This is a genomic window from Burkholderia sp. BCC1996 (genome assembly GCF_905339955.1).
Taxonomy (GTDB): domain Bacteria; phylum Pseudomonadota; class Gammaproteobacteria; order Burkholderiales; family Burkholderiaceae; genus Burkholderia.
Genome location: NZ_CAJPHM010000002.1, coordinates 74,647 through 93,999, shown reverse-complemented (window position 1 = coordinate 93,999; position 19,353 = coordinate 74,647). Strand labels below are relative to the sequence as shown.

13 protein-coding genes are annotated in these 19,353 nt (G+C 66.2%); 8 read left to right on the top strand and 5 right to left on the bottom strand.

Going from position 1 to position 19,353, the window contains the following annotated elements; all coding sequences use genetic code 11:
• Positions 1 to 357 precede the first annotated feature (357 nt).
• From U4Z64_RS02520 to U4Z64_RS02510, 3 genes are read left to right on the top strand one after another with little or no spacing between them, the layout of a single operon-like run.
• Complete coding sequence (locus tag U4Z64_RS02520) at positions 358 to 2,550, top strand: hypothetical protein (protein WP_321819324.1); 2,193 nt, start codon at positions 358 to 360, stop codon at positions 2,548 to 2,550.
• Positions 2,551 to 2,596: 46 nt separating this feature from the next.
• Complete coding sequence (locus U4Z64_RS02515) at positions 2,597 to 4,063, top strand: flippase (protein ID WP_321819176.1); 1,467 nt, start codon at positions 2,597 to 2,599, stop codon at positions 4,061 to 4,063.
• A complete protein-coding gene (locus U4Z64_RS02510; RefSeq protein WP_044843831.1) occupies positions 4,060 to 6,525 on the top strand; it encodes a glycosyltransferase family 4 protein in 2,466 nt (821 codons plus the stop codon). Before U4Z64_RS02515 ends, U4Z64_RS02510 begins: the two co-directional genes overlap by 4 nt.
• 536 nt (positions 6,526 to 7,061) lie before the next feature.
• On the opposite strand, the gene U4Z64_RS02505 is transcribed toward U4Z64_RS02510, so the two are convergent.
• Positions 7,062 to 8,237 (bottom strand): acyltransferase family protein, encoded by a 1,176-nt coding sequence (locus tag U4Z64_RS02505; RefSeq protein ID WP_124667670.1) that lies wholly within the window; start codon positions 8,235 to 8,237, stop codon positions 7,062 to 7,064.
• A 213-nt stretch (positions 8,238 to 8,450) separates the two neighbouring features.
• Here U4Z64_RS02505 and U4Z64_RS02500 point away from each other — a divergent pair, with 213 nt between their 5' ends.
• Complete coding sequence (locus U4Z64_RS02500; RefSeq protein WP_006479318.1) at positions 8,451 to 8,594, top strand: hypothetical protein; 144 nt, start codon at positions 8,451 to 8,453, stop codon at positions 8,592 to 8,594.
• A gap of 228 nt (positions 8,595 to 8,822) precedes the next feature.
• The gene (galU, locus tag U4Z64_RS02495) at positions 8,823 to 9,710 is read left to right on the top strand and encodes a UTP--glucose-1-phosphate uridylyltransferase GalU (RefSeq protein WP_124486375.1); all 888 of its coding nucleotides are present in this window, start codon (positions 8,823 to 8,825) and stop codon (positions 9,708 to 9,710) included.
• Between the two features lie 508 nt (positions 9,711 to 10,218).
• On the opposite strand, the gene U4Z64_RS02490 is transcribed toward galU, so the two are convergent.
• Positions 10,219 to 11,337, bottom strand: a complete 1,119-nt coding sequence (locus tag U4Z64_RS02490; RefSeq protein ID WP_044843834.1) for an acyltransferase family protein — start codon at positions 11,335 to 11,337, stop codon at positions 10,219 to 10,221.
• Positions 11,338 to 11,605: 268 nt separating this feature from the next.
• Here U4Z64_RS02490 and U4Z64_RS02485 point away from each other — a divergent pair, with 268 nt between their 5' ends.
• Together U4Z64_RS02485 and U4Z64_RS02480 are read left to right on the top strand one after the other, a co-directional pair.
• Complete coding sequence (locus U4Z64_RS02485; protein WP_011548077.1) at positions 11,606 to 12,055, top strand: HU family DNA-binding protein; 450 nt, start codon at positions 11,606 to 11,608, stop codon at positions 12,053 to 12,055.
• A 258-nt stretch (positions 12,056 to 12,313) separates the two neighbouring features.
• Complete coding sequence (locus tag U4Z64_RS02480) at positions 12,314 to 12,538, top strand: hypothetical protein (RefSeq protein WP_321800042.1); 225 nt, start codon at positions 12,314 to 12,316, stop codon at positions 12,536 to 12,538.
• Between the two features lie 140 nt (positions 12,539 to 12,678).
• Here the strand turns inward: U4Z64_RS02480 and U4Z64_RS02475 are convergent, their stop codons facing one another.
• From U4Z64_RS02475 to U4Z64_RS02465, 3 genes are all read right to left on the bottom strand, one after another.
• Positions 12,679 to 13,152 carry a VOC family protein gene (locus U4Z64_RS02475; RefSeq protein WP_044843835.1) on the bottom strand — a complete coding sequence of 158 codons (474 nt, stop codon included), beginning with the start codon at positions 13,150 to 13,152 and terminating at the stop codon, positions 12,679 to 12,681.
• Between the two features lie 478 nt (positions 13,153 to 13,630).
• A complete protein-coding gene (locus U4Z64_RS02470) occupies positions 13,631 to 14,788 on the bottom strand; it encodes a porin (protein ID WP_044843836.1) in 1,158 nt (385 codons plus the stop codon).
• 421 nt (positions 14,789 to 15,209) lie between these two features.
• On the bottom strand, positions 15,210 to 16,142 hold the full coding sequence (locus U4Z64_RS02465; RefSeq protein WP_124521365.1) for a YihY/virulence factor BrkB family protein: 933 nt from the start codon (positions 16,140 to 16,142) through the stop codon (positions 15,210 to 15,212).
• 139 nt (positions 16,143 to 16,281) lie between these two features.
• Between U4Z64_RS02465 and fdnG the strand changes: the two genes are divergently transcribed.
• On the top strand, positions 16,282 to 19,353 hold the full coding sequence (fdnG, locus tag U4Z64_RS02460) for a formate dehydrogenase-N subunit alpha (protein ID WP_321819175.1): 3,072 nt from the start codon (positions 16,282 to 16,284) through the stop codon (positions 19,351 to 19,353).

Sequence of the window (19,353 nt, the reverse complement as noted above, 5' to 3'; positions counted from 1 at the left end):
TCATTTATTCGGCTGAAAACATTCAAATGCCGGTCGTTTCAATCACGAGATGAAAGATTTGCAGGCCAGGTAGCCCGTCGGACGGGCCGGAGCGGAATTTTCTACGGATCGCCGCGTGAAAGGCGGTCGTTATTTCCGCTTCGCCGGGGCTATTCCGGACGATTCCGGTTCAATATTTCAGGCGGAAACATCCCCAAATATTTCCAAATTTCTTGTGATTATTTTTGCTTGTAACCTGCATCGCGACGTTTGAAACCTATTTAGCGACAGGTCATCCAGGCACGCAGCACGCCGCGGGCGCCGGTCGCTTTTGCATCGAGTCTGGAGAGCGCATTGCGACGTCTGATTCTGGTTGGCATGACGGTATGCGCGGCGCTGTCCGCGAGCGCCGCACCGGCTGAAACCGTGTTGCCCGCGACCACGTCGTGGATCGGCAACACGTTCGGCTATGGCGACGGCAGCTGGACGCAGATCGACATTCGCGCGATCGCGGTGACGCCCGACGGCAAGGTGTATACGAACGCGCCGTGGGACGAGAGCGGCGCCGAGGCGAGCGTCTACCAGGACGGGAAGATGCTCGGCTTCGCGGGCGGCACGCATGGCTGGGGCAATCTCGGCGGCAACGCGGTCGCTGTGAACGGCAAGTATGCGTACGTCGCGATCGGCGTCGGCAACGAGCGCGGCCATCTGCAGTCGCCCGGCATCTGGCCGGACAAGGGCAAGCAGTGGTACGGCATTTCGCGGCGCACGATCGGCGACATGAAGCAGCCCGCGCCGTTCCGCGCGGCGCCGCAGGTCGCGCCCGGCGGGCGCGCCGATGCCGGCCGTGCGCGAATGGCCGCGAGCTTCATGGTGATGAACGAGGTGGCGGCGCCGGCGCGGTCGGAGGTCGGTGAGCTGAAGGCGGAAGTGGGCGGCCTCGCGGCCGACGACAAGACGTTGTTCGCGACGAATCCTTCGCATGACGAAGTCGACGTGTATGACGCCGAAACGATGCAGAAGAAGGGCACGTGGAGTGCGCATGAGCCGGGCCGCATCGCGCTCGCCGGCGACGGCACGCTGTGGCTGCTCACCGATACGCTCAATCGGCCCGCGCACCTCGTGCACGTGCGCGCGGACGGCCGCAAGCTCGACGACGCGCCCGCGCTGCCCGAGGGGACCGATGCGGTGGACGTGGCGGTCGACGCGAAAGGGCGCGTGCTGGTCGCGGACAACGGCCCGCGCCAGCAGGTGCTGATTTTCTCGAAAGGCGGCAACGGCTATGCGCCGTCCGGCACGCTCGGCGAGCGCGGCGGGATCTTCGCGGGCCCGGTGCCGGGCCGCCCCGGGCCGCAACGTTTCAACGGGCTGACGGGCGTGGGCGTCGATCGCGCGGGCAACGTGTACGTGTCGATGAACGGCATCGGGCCGCGCCACGACACGATCGGCGCGGGGCTCGGCGCGGTGCTCGAGAGCTACACGCCGGACGGCAAGCTGCGCTGGCAGGTGCAGGGGCTGCTGTTCGTCGACGGCGCGTGGCTCGATCCCGCACGGCCGAGCAGCGTATACACGGGCAACAAGCGCTTCGAGCTCGACCTGTCGAAGCCGCCCGGCCAGGACTGGAAATACGCCGGCTTCCTGTCGAACCGCTTCAAGTATCCGGACGATCCCGTGTTCCACACGGACCAGTACCCCGGCATGCCGTTCGCGCGGCGCGTCGACGGCCGCACGTTCCTGTACCTGACCGACATGTACGCCGATCACCTGAAGATCTACCGCTTCGACGCGAAGCGCGACGGCGAGGTCGCGATTCCGTCGGGCCTGATCGCGGGCCGTGCGCGGCCGGTCGACAAGGTGCCGAACAAGCCGCCGGGCGGCGACTGGATCTGGCGCGACGCGAACGGCAACGGCCGGCTCGACGAGGACGAGTTCACGACCAACACGACCGGCAAGGCGAAGGCGGGCGGCTGGGGCTGGTGGGTCGACACGAAGGGCGACATCTGGCGCACGAGCGACGTGCGCGGGATTCATCGCTTCGGCTACGGCGGCGTCGACAAGGCCGGCAACCCGATCTATTCGTACGACAAGGTCACGACCTATCCGATGCCGCAGCCGTTCACGCAGCTGCGCCGCGCGATCTACGAGCCGCAGACGGACACGCTGTACGTGACGGGCTACACGGCCGACGCGCCGCCGCAGCCCGGCATCAACAAGGAAGTCGGCCGCGTGCTGGTGCGCTTCGACAAGTGGTCGAGCGGCTCGCCGGTGGTGCGCTATACGGTCGCGCTGCCGTGGCAGCTCGACGCGAAGCCGATCCTCGACCTGATCGGCATCACGGTCGAGGGCCGCTACATCTTCACGGTGGAACCGGTCGGGAAGATCCACGTGTACGACAAGGAAACCGGCAAGGAGGTCGGCGTGATGAGCCCGGGCGCCGAGGTCGGCAAGGCGTCGGGTTGGGTCGACGTGCCGTTCGGCATCAGCGCGTTCCGGCGCGAGAACGGCGAATACCTGGTGTTCGTCGAGGAAGACGCGCGCGGCAAGGTGCTGATGTATCGCTGGAAACCGTGACGGGCGGCGCACCGTCGTTGCAGTCGCCGTCACACAAGGCAGAGGCATGGACAAAGGCATACTCAAGAACGTTTCGATCAACTTCATCGGGCTGATCCTGCCGACCTTCGTGTCGCTGGTGACGGTGCCCGCGTATATCCACACGCTGGGCGTCGAGCGCTACGGCGTCGTCAGCCTCGTGTGGACGCTGATCGGTTATTTCGGGATCCTCGATCTCGGGATGAGCATGGCCGCGCAGAACCACATCTCCAAGGCGCTCGCGAGCGGCGACGCCGACGAAAGCGCGCGCGTGTTCTGGAGCGCGTTCTGGCTGAATCTCGGCACCGGCGTCGTCGGCGGGCTGCTGATCTATTTCGGCGCGTTCATCTACACCGAGTACTTCACGAAGGTGTCGGCGGCGATGCAGCACGAGGTGTATCTCGCGCTGCCGTGGCTCGCGCTCGCGATTCCGCTCGCGAACGTGTCGTGGGTGTTCGCCGGCGCGATCAACGGCGCCGAACGGTTCGGCGTGTTCAACACGAACCAGACGATCGGCACGTTCCTGTTCCAGCTGCTGCCGCTCGGCGCCGCGTGGTGGATCGCGCCGAACCTGCAGACGGTGCTCGCCGCCGCGGTCGTCGCGCGGCTGATCGCGGCGGTGATGCTCGGTCACGCGAGCATCAAGGTGCTCGGGATCCGGCGCATCGACCCGCCGCAGTGGGGCACCGCGAAAGGGCTGTTCAACTTCGGCGGCTGGATGCTGATCGCGAGCATGGCGAGCATGGTCGCCGACACGCTCGATCGCGTGATGCTCGGCGCCGGCATGGGCGCGAAGTTCGTCACCTACTACACGGTACCGCAGAACCTCGTCACGCGGCTGAACATGCTGCCGAACGCGCTGGTGCGCACGCTGTTCCCGCGCCTGTCGGCGGTCGGCCGCGATCACGCGGACACGCTCGCGCGCCAGTCGCTCGAATTCCTGAACGGCGTGTTCACGCCGGTCGGCATCGTCGCGATCTTCGCGCTCGCGCCGTTCCTCACGCTGTGGGTCGGCGCCGATCTCGCCGCGCATTCCGCGCCGGTCGGGCGCGTGCTGGTGATCAGCGTGTGGCTCGTCGGCCAGGCGAGCGTCACGCGGATCCTGATCCAGTCGCAGGTCAACCCGGCGCGCGCCGCGTTCGCCGGGCTCATCGAGATGCCGTTCTTCGTCGGCGGCCTGTGGTTCGGTATTCATCACTTCGGGCTGATCGGCGCGGCGGTGGTCGTCGCGACCCGCGCGCTGGTCGACTACGGCGTGCTGCTTTACCTGTCGGCGATCCGGATGCGCGCGATCGTGCTCGACATGCTCGCGCATCTCGCCTTCCTGCTCGCGAGCCTGTTTCTCGCGCAAGCGTGGTCGGGGCTCGGCGAGTCGATCGGCCTCTGCGCGGTCGTGCTGGCGCTGAACCTGGCGTGGTCGTTCACGATGACGCCGGCCTTGCGCGCGCTGGTGCGTGACTTGTTCGTCCGTCTCAATGCGAGGAAAACCGTATGAATCGCGATCTGGCGGAACACGCCATCCTGAACCTCGCCACGGCCGATGCCGCCGCGGCCGAAGCCGGCGACGCCGCCACGCTGCGCCGGGCCAAACCGGCCGGGCAGGCGAGCGCACGCGATGCGTCGCGGCCGCTGCGCGTGGCGATCGTCCACGACTGGCTCGTCACGTACGCCGGCGCCGAGCGCGTGCTCGAACAGATCGTCGCGTGCTTTCCCGACGCGGACCTGTTCAGCCTCGTCGATTTTCTCGACGACCGCGCGTTCGTGCGCGGCAAGCCGGTGACGACCTCGTTCATCCAGAAGCTGCCGTTCGCACGCACCAAGTACCGCAGCTACCTGCCGCTGATGCCGCTCGCGATCGAGCAGCTCGACGTGTCGGACTACGACCTCGTGATCTCCAGCAGCCACGCGGTCGCGAAGGGCGTGCTGACCGGGCCGGACCAGATGCACATCAGCTACGTGCATTCGCCGATCCGCTACGCGTGGGACCTGCAGCACCAGTATCTGGAACAGTCGAACCTCACGCACGGGCCGAAGTCGCTGCTCGCGCGGATGATCCTGCATTACATCCGCAACTGGGACACGCGCACCGCGAACGCGGTCGACGGTTTCGTCGCGAACTCCGCGTTCATCGCGCGCCGCATCCGCAAGGTGTATCACCGCGACGCGGCGGTGATCTTCCCGCCGGTCGACGTGGACGGCTTCTCGCTGAACGAGGTGAAGGACGATTTCTACCTGACCGCGTCGCGGATGGTGCCGTACAAGAAGATCGACCTGATCGTCGAAGCGTTCTCGCGCACGCCGGAGCGCAAGCTCGTCGTGATCGGCGACGGCCCGGAGATGCAGAAGATCCGCGCGAAGGCCGGCCCGAACGTCGAGATCATGGGCTACCAGCCGTTCGCGGTGCTGCACGACCGGATGCGGCGCGCGAAGGCGTTCGTGTTCGCGGCCGAGGAGGATTTCGGGATTTCGGTGGTCGAGGCGCAGGCGTGCGGCACGCCCGTGATCGCGTACGGCAAGGGCGGCGCGCTCGAGACCGTGCTCGAGCCGCGCTCGCACGCGCAGCCGACCGGGCTGTTCTTCGACGAACAGACGCCGCATGCGATCGTCGCGGCGGTCGACGATTTCGAGCGCGCGCCGCAGCGCTTCACGGCGCACGCGTGCCGCGCGAATGCGGAGCGCTTTTCCGCCGACACGTTCCGGCGGCGCTTTCTCGATTATGTGGAGACGGCGCTGCCCGGCTCGACCGCGCAGCGCGGCACGGCCGTCGCGCCGATGCCGGCCGCGCGCGGCCCGGCGACGCTCGTGCTGGACCAGAGCGGCGTGCTCGGCGGTGCGGAGCTGTCGCTGCTGGAGATCATGAAGCACATGCGCGCGAACGCCGATGTGCTGCTGTTCGACGACGGCCCGTTCCGCGCGGCGCTCGACGAGATCGGCGCGCGCGTCGACGTGCTCGACCAGGGCGCGCTCGCCGGGGTGCGCAAGCAGGGCGGCGTGTCGGCCGGCGCGTTGAAGCAGCTGTTCGCGCTCGTGCGCGACGTCGCGCGGCGCGCTCGCCGCGCCGAGGTGATCTATGCGAACACGCAGCGCGCGATGGTGGTCGCCGCGCTGGCCGGGCGGCTCGCGCGCAAGCCGGTGGTCTGGCACCTGCGCGACATCGTCAGCGGCGACCATTTCGGCAGCAAGCAGCTGATGGCGATCAAGTACTGCGCGCGGCTCGGCGTCACGCGCGTGATCGCGAACTCCGACGCGTCCGCGCAGGCATTTCGTGCGCTGACGGGCTTCACGCCGCAGCACGTCGACGTCGTGTTCAACGGCATTTCGGCCGACCCGTTCGACGCGCTGGACGATGCGAGCCAGGCCGCGCTGCGCGCGCGCTTCGGGCTGCCCGAGCACGCATGGCTGGTCGGCTCGTTCAGCCGTCTCGCGCACTGGAAGGGGCAGCACCTGCTGCTGGAGGCCGCGGCTCGCCATCCCGGCATGCACGTGGTGCTGGTCGGCGCGCCGCTGTTCGGCGAGGACGAATACGCGGCGCAGCTGCACGAGATCGTCGCGCGTCACGGGATGGACGACCGAGTCCATTTCCTCGGCTTCCAGCGCGACGTGGCCGCGTGCATGAAGGCGGTCGACGTGGTCGCGCATACGTCGATCACGCCGGAGCCGTTCGGGCGCGTGATCGTCGAGGGCATGCTCGCGCGGCGGCCGGTGGTCGCGGCTCGCGCGGGCGGGGTCGTCGAGATCATCGAGGACGGCGAAAACGGGCTGCTCTGCGAGCCGGGCAACGCGGCCGCGCTGGCCGACGCGCTGGGCAGGCTGCAGCGCGACGCCGCGCTGCGCGAGCGGCTCGTCGTGAGCGGGCGGGCGACCGCGGTGCGCCGGTTCGGCACCGAAACCTATGTAGCGCGGGTCGAGAAGATCCTCGCGGATACGGCGAAGGCTGCGAAGGCGAAGAAGCGGTAGGTGATTGGCGGCGGCATGTGAAGCGTGTCGTCGTGAACCGGCAGAACCCGGCCCCCATGCGGCGTTGCGCTGCATGGGGGCTTTGCGCTTTGGGCGCGGCCGAGCGCTGTCGCGCACCGGGCACGCCGCACGTGACGAATCCGTAATCTGCGCAAAGCCGAGCGATTGCGTGAGCGTGAGCGGCGGAATGCGGGGCCGGCCCGGGTCGCGGGATGCGGGCTGCAACGACGATGCGCTCGGGCGGCGGAGCGATGCGTTGCAGCGGGCGTGAATCCGGCCGCCGTCCGGTTCGGAATCGCTGCGCGGGACGCCAGGAGCGGCGCCGTGCGGTCCTGCCGCGGATCGCGTGAGGGGTCGGGCGACGCGACCGCCATGCAGCCGCCCAGGCGGCGCATGACGCCGCGGCTTGTGTACTTCGGTACGTCGTGCCCGCCGCGCCCCGACGCGCAAATGCATCCTCGCGCCGTCCTGCCCGTAAAAAAGCCCCCGCCCAGCATGACGCAGGGCGGGGGCCGCGAGCGCGCGAACGGCGCCGTTCAGGCGGCCCGTTCGGGGGCCGGTGCGACGACGCGAGCGGTGCGGGTCGGCTTCAGGCTGGCCGCCCACATCATCGCCGGGCGTTCGAACAGCCGGTAGAACACGTAGGCGACCGGAATCGCGGCGGCCATGAACGCGATCGACGGCCAGATCGACAGTTGCAGTTCGGAGTGGAACAGCACCGAGCCGAGGCAGACGAACAGCGGCAGATGGATCAGGTACAGCGAGTAGCTGAAGTCGCCGAACCAGCCGAGCACGCGCAGCAGCGGCGTCGGGCGCGGCGGGCAGGCGAGCGCGCGGTACAGGAAGCACGCGAAGCCGGCCGCCCACAGCTGGAACGCGCCGTACTGGCCGAAATGGAACGCGCCGCAGCCTGCGGCCAGCAGCACGGCCGCCGCGAGGTACCACGCGCGCGACGGCACGGCGGCCGTGCCGCGCACCGGCTGCGCGCGCACGTCGGCGATCCACGCGCCGACGGTCCAGGACAGCCAGTACGACGTGAAGAACTGCAGGTCGTGCCGTTCGAGCAGCCACGCCGACGCGACGTTGACGAGCGCGACGGCCGCCACGATCGCCGGCATGCCGATGCGCCGGCGCAGCGCGAACAGCAGCGGGTAGATCGCGTAGAACTGCACTTCGAGCGACAGCGTCCACAGCGCGCCGTTCGACCCGTACGTGTAGCCGGCGACGCCTTGCAGCGAGAACAGGTTCACGAGGAACGCGGTGATGCCGACGTCGCGGATCTTGTGGCTGACCGGCGCGATCTGCAGGCTGACCGCGTCCATCGCGAGCGTGAACAGCAGCGCGGCGAGCAGCACCGGGTAGATGCGCGCGAAGCGGCGCGCCCAGAAGTTCGGCGCGTCGAGCCGGTACGCGGGGTTGGCCGCGAGCTTGAGCGCTGCATTGCGGTGGATGCAGTAGCCGCTGATCACGAAGAAGATCGGCACGCCGGCGGAGCCCCATGCGAACGGGAAGGTCAGGTAGCCGGCGATCGCGCTCGGGTTCAGCGCATGACCGTAAGCGTGATGGAAGCTCTGCATGCCGACCCAGACGACCTGGCGGCAGTGGAAATAGGCGACGAGCAGCGCCGCGAACCCGCGCATCGCGTCGATCACGTGTTCCTTGTGGTCGGCGACGGGCGGCGCAGTCAAAGACGATCCGCTGAAAGCTTGCATGCGATTCGATTCCTTGCGACGGATGAAGGGGATGGTCCAATCGTAATGCGCAAGAATTCGCTCGAATGAATAAAAAAATCGCGCCGGGAAATAGTGGTATTTCAGATGGTGGTGTTATTCCGGTCTGAAAGCGGTTTCGCCGCCGCCACAATTATTTGCCGATTTTTTTCTGATAGTTTGAAGCTCCAGTTGATTGATGCAAGGAGCGGCAAGATGGACATGCATTGGATCGCGAGCGCGGCAGTACTGCTGGTCATGGCCGTGCTGTCGGCGTACCGCGAGGCGCTGAAGAACGAGCCGATTCGCCCGGGGCTCGAGCGGGGCGGCGTCCCGTATATCGAGGAATTCGAATCGTAAGAATTTGTATCCGGAAAATCGGTAATTTGTTTCTGTATCGGCGCCGGGTTCGGCAATATCGACCGGATTTGCAGATTATCTCTTTTCCGGAAACATGGGCAATCGGTTCATATCGAAAATGAGCGGAGTGGAATTGGCCGTGCCGCCGGTTCTCGATATGCCGTTCGGAAAACAATCGCGCCGGGTCGTCCAGCGACGCGGCGCAGTCAACGCAATCAGGATGCGAACATGTTGAAAGTCACCAAGGCCGTGTTCCCCGTCGCCGGTCTCGGCACGCGGTTCCTCCCGGCAACGAAGGCGAGCCCGAAGGAAATGCTGCCCGTCGTCGACAAGCCGCTGATCCAGTACGCGGTCGAGGAAGCGATCAACGCCGGTATCACCGAGATGATCTTCGTGACCGGGCGCAGCAAGCGCGCGATCGAGGATCACTTCGACAAGTCGTACGAGATCGAGGCCGAGCTCGAGGCGCGCGGCAAGGAAAAGCTGCTCGAACTCGTGCGCGGCATCAAGCCGAGCCACGTGAACTGCTTCTACGTGCGCCAGCCGGAAGCGCTCGGCCTCGGCCATGCGGTGCTGTGCGCGGAGAAGCTCGTGCACGGCGAGCCGTTCGCGGTGATTCTCGCCGACGACCTGCTGCATGGCGAACAGCCGGTGCTCAAGCAACTCGTCGACGTGTTCGACCACTATCACAGCTCGGTGATCGGGGTCGAGACGATTCCGCGCGAGGACAGCCGCTCGTACGGCGTCATCGAAGGCCGCGAGTGGGAAGAGGACATCATCAAGCTGTCGGGCATCATCGAGAAGCCGGCGCCGGAAGACGCGCCGTCGAACCTCGGCGTGGTCGGCCGCTACGTGTTCATGCCGACGATCTTCGATCACCTGCGCAAGCTCAAGCCGGGCGCGGGCGGCGAACTGCAGCTCACCGACGCCGTCCAGTCGCTGCTCGCGAACGAACAGGTGCTCGCGTATCGCTACTACGGCACGCGTTTCGATTGCGGCAGCAAGATCGGCTACCTCAAGGCGACCGTCGAACTCGCGCTCCAGCATCCGGAAGTGAGCCGCGAATTCGAGGCATACCTGCGTACCTGCCTGCCCGCGCTGGCTGCTGTCGCATAAGCAGCCGCGCTGCTCCGCTGTTTCAGGTGGTGGTTGTTCCGTTGGCCCCGGCTGCCTTGTGCGCCGGGGCTTTTTTGCGTGCATTCGCCGCGCAGGCGTGGGGCGGCGGGTGATCGGCGGTGCTGAATCCGGGCGGCGTCGAACGGGTGCGTGCGCGACGATTCAGGTGTGCCGCCGGACGGCGATGCCGGTTCGCGTGCACGTTGCGCGGTGCGTCGGATCCCGGACACCGTGGCGATGAAACCGGTGTCGACGCACCGGTTGCTTGCGGCCTGACGAGCGGCGGTCGGGCGATTCGATAGCCGTCGGCGTGCCGGGTGAGCGCGTCGATTTGCAATGGCGTTCGATCGCGCATCCCCGTGCCGCGGGGAATCGTCTGTCCGCCGATGTCACGCGCGTCTCGAACCGATGGGCGAACCGGGCCGATGGCCACACCGTTTCGGTGCGCGGCATCGCCCGCCCCCGACGCAGATGTTCTGGTTGCGTCGCGTCCGTCGCGGTGCTCCGCTCAGCGCGGCGACGTGCCCGGCCGTGCGACGAAGTACCGGGCCAGCATCGCGGCGATCGGCTTCTTGAAGTCGAGCAGGCGCTTTTCCAGATAGCGCCACGACAGATGCGCGAGCAGCACGGCGAGCGCGAACTGCAGCAGTTCCGGCAGCACGTCCCGGGCGATTGCGGGCATCGGCACGCGCGCGAACAGCGTCGGCATCTCGCCGAGACGTGCCGGAATCAGGTTGTGGAACAGGTAGAAGCCGTAGCTGATCGTGCCGAGATAGACGAGCGGCGCCCAGTCGAGCAGTGCGACGGCCGGGTGGTCGGGTTCGGTGACGATCCACAGCATCAGCGCGCCGAGCGATGCGGACAGGCCGAGATCCGTGAGCCCCGTGACGACGTCCGGTAGCGTCGTGAGCGCGGGCAGCGCGAGGAAGAACGCGACGCCGGCGGCGCCGAGCCAGCCGGGCGGAATGCGGCGGACGACGTCCTGGCCGCGATCGGCGAGCGCCATTGCGCCGACGCCGCCCAGCGCGATCAGCGCGAAATTCCACGGGGAAAACGCGTAGATCAGCACCGGCGATGCGTCGAGCGCGTAGAGCGCGAGATGCGCGAGCGCGCACAGCGCGACGGCCGCGACGCCGAGCGCGACGTGGCGCGCGGCCGGCACCGCGAGCAGCGTGAGCGGCGCGATCAAATAGAACTGCTGCTCGACCGCGAGGCTCCAGAAGTGCGACGTGGAGCCCGGCCAGCCGTCCTTGACGACGCCGATCCAGTAGTTCGACAGGAACGTGGCGTGCCACGCGAGCCCGAGATTGACGCCGCGCTGGTAGAACAGCGCGTGCGCGATCGCGAGCGCGGCGAGCAGCAGGTAGTAGACGGGAAAGATCCGCAGCGCGCGCTTCGCGAGGAACAGCGCCAGCGCATGGCGGCGCGTCATCGTGCCGCTCTCGATTGCCTGACGGTTGCGATGCAGTTCGCCGACGATCAGGAATCCGCTGATGAAGAAGAACGTCCACACACCGAGCTTGCCCACGTCGACAGCGAGGACGTGGCCCTTGTGGGACAGGAAAACGAGGATGACGGCGAGGGCTCGCAGGCCGTCGAGTCCTTTGACGTATCTGACTTCGCGCATGAAGGCATCCGGGGCACTGAGCGAGGTCAGTATAGGTGCGCAAATATCGAACGTAATTCGCGTTCGGACGCGTTTCGACGTATACGTGAAGGCGTTTTTCGTTGCTCGAGCGTCGGCGAAGTCGGTCGCGCGCAACAAAACCTGCGGGAAACCCCGCGAAAACGCATAAAAGTACTGCACGAAGCGTCACGGCGCTTGTAGAATCCGGCGTTGAAGCGCGCGCGTTGCACGCTTCGTGTATCCAACGACCACACCTGGTAGGAGAAACATGGCGACTTCCGCAAAAAAGGTGGCCAAGAAGGCTGCCGCACCGGCCACCAAGAAAGTGGCTGCCAAAAAGGCTGCGCCCGCGAAGAAAGTAGTGGCCAAGAAGGCTGTCGCGAAGGCAGCACCGGCCGCTCCGACGCCGCTGAAGGACAAGTTCACGAAGGCATCGCTCGCAACGCACATCGCTGAGCGTGCAGCTGTCGAAGTGAAGGCGGTCAAGGCAGTGCTCGTCGCGCTCGAGAACGTCGTGCTGGGCTCGGTCCACAAGAAGGGCGCAGGCGAATTCACGCTGCCGGGTCTGCTGAAGATCACGGCGCAAGTCGTGCCGGCGAAGAAGAAGCGCTTCGGCAAGGATCCGTTCACGGGCGAAGAGCGCTGGTTCCCGGCAAAGCCGGCCAGCGTGCGCGTGAAGGCACGTGCGCTGAAGAAGCTGAAGGACGCGGCTGCGTAATGCCGCGTAATGGTCGCCGATTGCAGGTCGGCGGCCGTTGCGATGTCCGACGATCCCCGTACGCGAAAGCGTACGGGGATTTTTATTGCGCCGCGCAAATCGCGCGGCCGCCTCGCATCGCACAGCGCGGATACGGCATGACGTGATGCGCATCCTGTGTCGCGGGCCGCTTGCGCCGATGGCCGGATCGTCGTGTTCGTGCCGGCGCGCGGTCTTGCAACGCTGCGCATTGCGCGTGTGTCGCGCGAGTCTCGCGTGATGAACGCAGCGATCGTTCCCGTCGGGATCGCCGACCAGGCGACTGCCGCGTGTGCGGCGATCGAGCGGCATCCCGACGCGAGGCCGCAGGCGATGCATCCGTTCGGATTCGGCTCGGCACGCGACGGCGGGCTGACACCGCGCAGCGACATCGACCTGCGGGTGACGGTCGCCGCGTTCGTGCGCTACGCGCGACGGATTGTCGAAGCGATGCTGTCGAAGTAGCGTCGCACGAGCGCCCGCTGCCCGCGATTGCGTCGCGGCGCGATGCAATCCGGTGGGCGCACGCGGTCGTGCGCGAACCGCACGCGCTGCACGTGCGTGCCGCATGTCCGCGCAAAGGGCGCGCAGCGTCCGTGACTTCGTCAGCCCGCCGTGCCGGCGTATGCGGCCTTCAGCGCGGCGACGTCGAACTTCGTCATCTGCATCATGGCAGCGGCCACGCGCGCCGCCTTGACCTCGTCGCGGTCGGCCATCATCGGGATCAATGCGTCGGGCACGATTTGCCACGAGACGCCGAAGCGGTCACGCAGCCAGCCGCAGCCGTCGGCCGTGCCGCCGTTGTCGAGCAGCGCGCTCCAGTAGCGGTCGAGTTCCGCCTGGTCGGCGCAACTGATCATCAGCGAGATCGCATGGTTGAACGTCTCGGTGCGCGGGTGGCTCATCGCGATGAACGGCTGCCCGAACAGCTCGAACTCGACCATCCGGGTGCCGCTGGTGCCGGCGACCGCCGTGACGCGCACGACGCGCGAGTCCGGGAAAATGCCCGCATAGAAGGCCGCGGCTTCTTCGGCTTCCGTCGAGTACCAGAGGAACGGCGTGATCTTCTGAATCGTCATGGAGCGTCTCCTGTCGGGTGTGTCGGTGAGGAACGGGGCAATCTGCGTGCCGCCATCGATACGACGGACGAAGGCCGTCGAAATCGACACGTCGAAGCATAGTGCTTCGCGTCGCGGTAGCGAAATCGGCAGGGTGGACACACATGCGTTCGTTGCGACGCCGGATCCTCCAGGCGCGCGTCAGCAGGAACATGGGAGCGCGGTGGTAGCCAGTGCGGCATGCGCCTGACCGGCCGTATGCCGCGGTCCGACAATGCAGGGTATCCGCATGCCTGAGGACACGCTTCCGGCGCGCGACAGGCGGCCCAGGCGCCGCTCCCGGCCGGTCGCCGTACCCACGGTGCCGGCCACGGTCGCCGCTCGCCACAGCGGCGCCGGCAACGGACGAAAAAAAACCAGCCACGGCCGAAACCGGTGACTGGTTTTGCAGTTCGGCGGCACGGCGTCGGAGACGCCATGCACACCGGAAACGTACTTCTTAGAACTTGTGGCGAATGCCGAGTGCGACCAGTTCGGCCGAGCTCTTGCCTGCGAAGCCGTACGAAGCGATCGACGCTTGCGCGCTTTGCTGCACGCCGTCGACGAGCTGCGTGCCGCTCGCGTGCTGGTATGCGCCAACCAGGTAGATGTCCGTGCGCTTCGACAGCGAATAGTCCGCGCCGATGCCGACCTGGTGGTACTTCGCGCTCGTGTCGCCGGTTGCCTTCGTGTACGAGTAGCCGAGGCCCAGCAGCAGCGGCGGCGTGACCTGGTACGTCACGAACGCGCGGCCCGTGTTGTACTTTTCGGTCGAGCCGAAGCCCGAGAATGCGTCCGGCTTGTACTGTGCGTTGCTGTAGCCGAGACCGAACGTCACCGGGCCGAGTGCGTACTGGCCTGCGACTTGCGCGATCGCGATCGACTTCGCCGTTGCGTAACCCGAGTTGATCGGGCCGTCGAAGATCGCGTCGGACGTCGTCGAACCCCAGCCTGCGCGGCCGACAGCCGTCGTCGGCGACGGGTTGGCTGCGTAGAAGTAGCCTGCTGCAACGCCGACCGGGCCGTTGTTGTAGGCAGCTGCGACCGACCACGTCTGGCCCGAGCCCGTCTTGCCTGCAACGCCGCCGAGGGCGTACATGCCTTCGACCTGGAAGCCTGCCCAGACCGGCGACGTGTACTTGATTGCGTTGCTGACGCGCAGCGAGTTGTCGTTGTTGTCGACGTCGCCCGGCGTTGCCATCACGCTGCCGAAGTAGTTGTCAGCCGTGACTGCCTGGACCAGGTCGACCAGCGGGTCGTACTGGCGGCCGAGCGTCAGCGTACCGTACTGGGCGCTCTCGAGGCCGACGTATGCCTGACGACCGAACATGCGACCGCCCTGGTTCAGGTGGCCCGTGCCCGGATCAAAACCGTTTTCCAACTGGAAGATCGCCTTCAGGCCACCGCCGAGGTCTTCAGCACCTTTCAGGCCCCAACGGCTGCCTTGCAGGTTGCCCGACAGCATTTGCCACGAGTTGTTGGCTTGGCCGTCGTTGCCGTGGACCCATGCGATCGACGTATCGATCACGCCGTACAGCGTCACGCTCGACTGAGCGTGAGCAGCGCCAGCGGCGCCCAGCAGGGCGAGCGAGAGGGTCGAGAGTGCGAGTTTCTTCATCGTTGAGTATCTCCACGCAAATGATTCGTCATTCATTATTTGTTGCGGATTGGAGAATAGCTCAGTGCCATACCTGCAAGAAAGCTTAAAAAATAAAGTGTCTCGAAAAGGTAACAGCGAGAAAAAGTCTATATATATCAAGCACATCAAGGACTGTTCCTCTTTTTGAAATAGTTGACAATTGCTGCGCCGCGATTGTTGCAGCGGTTGGTGCGCTTGGCGGTGGAGGGGCGCGTTTGGCCGGTTGGCGCACGGAAATCGACGCGTGCAAACGTTTGCTGTTGCAGGCTGCGTCGCGCGCTGATGCAAAGAACGCATCAACGCGCGGCGGCCGGGTGGGTTGCGGAAGCGAAGGCAGTCGCGTAGGGCGACGATGCGGCGCGCGCGAAGCGCGGCCGCGCGGGAAAAAATACGCGGGGATTCAGTTGCCGCCTGAGCGATCGGCGGTGCGATCCGTCGGCGCGGCCGCAGCCGGGACGTTGCCGTTGCGGCGATGCGCATCGCCGCGCGCGGCCGCGAATTCCGCGCCGAGCAGCAGCACGGCCGCCGAGAAGTACAGCCACATCAGCAGGACCGCGAACGATCCGGCCGCGCCGAACGCACTGGCCGTGCCCGCGTGCGCGAGATACAGCGCGAACAGTTTCTTGCCGCCGGAGAACAGGATCGCGGACACGATCCCGCCGATCGTCGCGTCGTGCCATGCGACGCGCGCATCGGGCAGGAACTTCATCAGCGCGGCGAACGCGCCCGCGAGCACCGCGATGCCGACGAAGAACTGCAACAGGTTGGTGATCGCGACATACGGTGAATCGCCGAGCAGCCAGGTGCCGATGAACGTGATCGCGGTATCGAGCACGAGCGACACGATCAGCAGGAACGCGACGCCGAGCACGAGCCCGAACGAAATGAGCCGCACGCGCACGAGCCCGAGCATGCTCGACCAGCGGCTTTCCGTACTCGGCCAGATCACGGAGAGCGCGGTGTTCAGCGACGCGAACGTCGCCGACGCGCCGATCGCGAGCGCGGCGAACGAGATCAGCGTTGCGATGCCGCCGCGCTGGCCCGCGCGATGCGCGTTCTGCACGATCGTCTGGATGCTGGCCGCCGCATCGTCGCCGATCAACTGGTGGGCCTGCTCGAACACCTGGCCGCGTGCGGCATCGTCGCCGTAGAACCAGCCGGCCACGGCGATCACCATCACGAGCGTCGGCGCGAGCGAGAACGCCGAGAAGAACGCGATGCTCGCGGCCATCGCCGAGCAGCGGTCGGAGGAGAAGCGCCTGAACGCGTTGAGTGCCCAGTTGGCCTGTTGTTGCGCGAGGCGGGTCGCCTCGGACGTGATCTGTCGTTTCATGACGGTTCGGTTGTGCGTTGAACGCAGGACATCGGTGGATCGGCAAATCGGTATTGATCCGACGAATCGATCATAGTTGCCTGAACTGTCTATAATTCCTTTCAGTTTCACCCCACCCCACAAAAACGCCGAGACCATCATGCTACAAATGTCCCGGCGCCAGTTCCTGAAGGTGACGGCCACGTCGCTTGCCGGATCGAGTCTTGCCCTGCTGGGCTTTTCTCCAACGGAAGCGCTCGCCGAGGTCCGACAGTACAAGCTGGCGCGCACAGTCGAAACGCGCAACACCTGTCCTTATTGTTCAGTGGGTTGCGGCATCCTGATGTACAGCCTCGGTGACGGCGCGAAGAATGCGCAGCCGAGCATCATCCATATCGAAGGCGATCCCGACCATCCCGTCAATCGCGGCACGCTGTGCCCGAAGGGTGCGAGCCTGATCGATTTCATCCACAGCCCGAACCGCCTGACGCACCCCGAGTATCGGGCGCCCGGCTCGGACAAGTGGGAACCCATCTCTTGGAACGACGCGCTCGACCGGATCGCGAAGCTGATGAAGGCCGACCGCGACGCGAACTTCGTCGAGACGGCGGAAGACGGCGCGAAGGTCAACCGCTGGCTGACCACCGGCATGCTGGCTGCGTCGGCGGGCAGCAACGAAGTCGGTTATCTCACGCACAAGACTGTCCGCAGTCTGGGGATGCTCGCATTCGACAATCAGGCGCGTGTCTGACATGGCCCGACGGTGGCAGGTCTTGCCCCGACGTTTGGCCGTGGAGCGATGACGAACCATTGGGTCGACATCAAGAACGCGGACGTGATTCTCGTGATGGGCGGCAATGCAGCCGAGGCCCATCCGTGCGGTTTCAAGTGGGTGACGGAGGCGAAGGCGCACCGCAAGGCGCGGCTGATCGTCGTCGACCCGCGCTTCACGCGTACGGCCTCGGTGGCCGACTACTACGCGCCGATCCGCACCGGCACCGACATCGTCTTCCTGGGCGGTGTGATCAACTATCTGCTGACGAACGACAAGATCCAGCATGAGTACGTGAAGAACTACACGGACTTCTCGTTCATCGTGCGCGAGGATTTCGCGTTCAACGACGGCATCTATTCCGGCTACGACGCCGAGAAGCACGCGTATCCGGACAAATCGAGCTGGGACTACGAGCAGGGCGACGACGGCTTCGCGAAGGTCGACCCGACGCTGCAGCATCCGCGCTGCGTGTACAACTTGCTGAAGCAGCACTACGCGCGCTATACGCCGGACATGGTCCAGCAGACCTGCGGCACGCCGAAGGAGAAATTCCTGAAGGTGTGCGAGATGCTCGCGACGACGGCCGTGCCAGGCCGCGCCGGCACGATCCTGTACGCGCTCGGCTGGACCCACCATTCGGTCGGCGCGCAGATGATCCGCACCGGCGCGATGGTGCAGCTGCTGCTCGGCAACATCGGCATCGCCGGCGGCGGGATGAACGCGCTGCGCGGCCACTCGAACATCCAGGGCTTGACCGACCTCGGGCTGATGTCGAACCTGCTGCCGGGCTACATGACGCTGCCGATGCAGGCCGAGCAGGATTTCGACGCCTACATCAAGAAGCGCGTGCAGCTGCCGCTGCGGCCGAACCAGCTGAGCTACTGGAAGAACTACAAGGCGTTCCACGTCAGCTTCATGAAGTCGTGGTGGGGCGACGCCGCGACCGCCGAGAACAACTGGGCCTACGACTACCTGCCGAAGCTCGACAAGCAGTACGACCTGCTGCAGGCGATCGAACTGATGAATGCCGGCAAGATGAACGGCTACATCTGCCAGGGCTTCAACCCGCTCGCGGCGGCGCCGTCGAAGGTGAAGACGGCGGCCGGCCTCGCGAAGCTGAAGTGGCTCGTGATCATGGATCCGCTCGCGACCGAGACGTCCGAGTTCTGGAAGCATCACGGCGACTACAACGACGTCGATGCGTCGAAGATCCAGACCGAGGTGTTCCGGCTGCCGACCACGTGCTTCGCGGAGGAAAACGGCTCGCTCGTCAGTTCGAGCCGCGTGCTGCAATGGCACTGGAAGGGCGCGGAGCCGCCGGGCGAGGCGAAGAGCGACCTCGAGATCATGTCGGGGCTGTTCCTGCGCATGCGCAAGATGTACCAGGCGGACGGCGGCAAGTATCCGGACCCGATCGTGAACCTGACCTGGCCGTACGCGAACCCGGAAAGCCCGACGCCCGAAGAGCTCGCGATGGAGTTCAACGGCCGTGCGCTCGCCGACCTGCCCGACCCGAAGGATCCGGCCAAGACGCTCGTGAAGAAGGGCGAGCAGCTCGCCGCGTTCGCGCAGCTGAAGGACGACGGCACGACCGCGAGCGGCTGCTGGATCTTCTGCGGCGCCTGGACGCAGGCCGGCAACCAGATGGGGCGGCGCGACAACTCGGACCCGACCGGCATCGGCCAGACGCTGAACTGGGCGTGGGCCTGGCCGGCCAACCGGCGGATCCTGTACAACCGCGCATCGTGCGACGTCGCCGGCAAGCCGTTCGACCCGACCCGCAAGCTGATCGGCTGGAACGGCAGCGCGTGGAAGGGCCCCGACATTCCGGACTTCAAGGCGGACGAACCGCCCGAGAACGGGATGGGGCCGTTCATCATGAACCCGGAAGGCGTCGCGCGCTTCTTCGCCCGCGCGGGGATGAACGAAGGTCCGTTCCCCGAGCACTACGAGCCGTTCGAGACGCCGCTCGCGGCGAACCCGCTGCACCCTGACAACCCGCAGGCGCTGAACAACCCGGCTGCCCGCGTGTTCCCGGACGACCGCGCGTCGTTCGGCAAGGCATCGGAGTTCCCGCACGTCGCGACGACGTACCGGCTGACCGAGCATTTCCACTACTGGACCAAGCATGCGCGGCTGAACTCGATCATCCAGCCCGAGCAATTCGTCGAGATCGGCGAAGACCTCGCGAAGGAAGTCGGCGTCGCGCACGGCGATCGCGTGAAGGTGTCGTCCAAGCGCGGCTACATCGTCGCGGTCGCGCTCGTCACGAAGCGGATCAAGCCGCTGACGATCGAGGGCAAGAAGGTCCAGACGGTCGGCGTCCCGTTGCACTGGGGCTTCAAGGGTCTGACGAAGCCCGGCTATCTCGCCAATACCCTGACTCCGTCCGTAGGCGACGGCAACTCGTACACACCGGAATTCAAGTCGTTCCTGGTGAAGGTCGAAAAGGCGTAA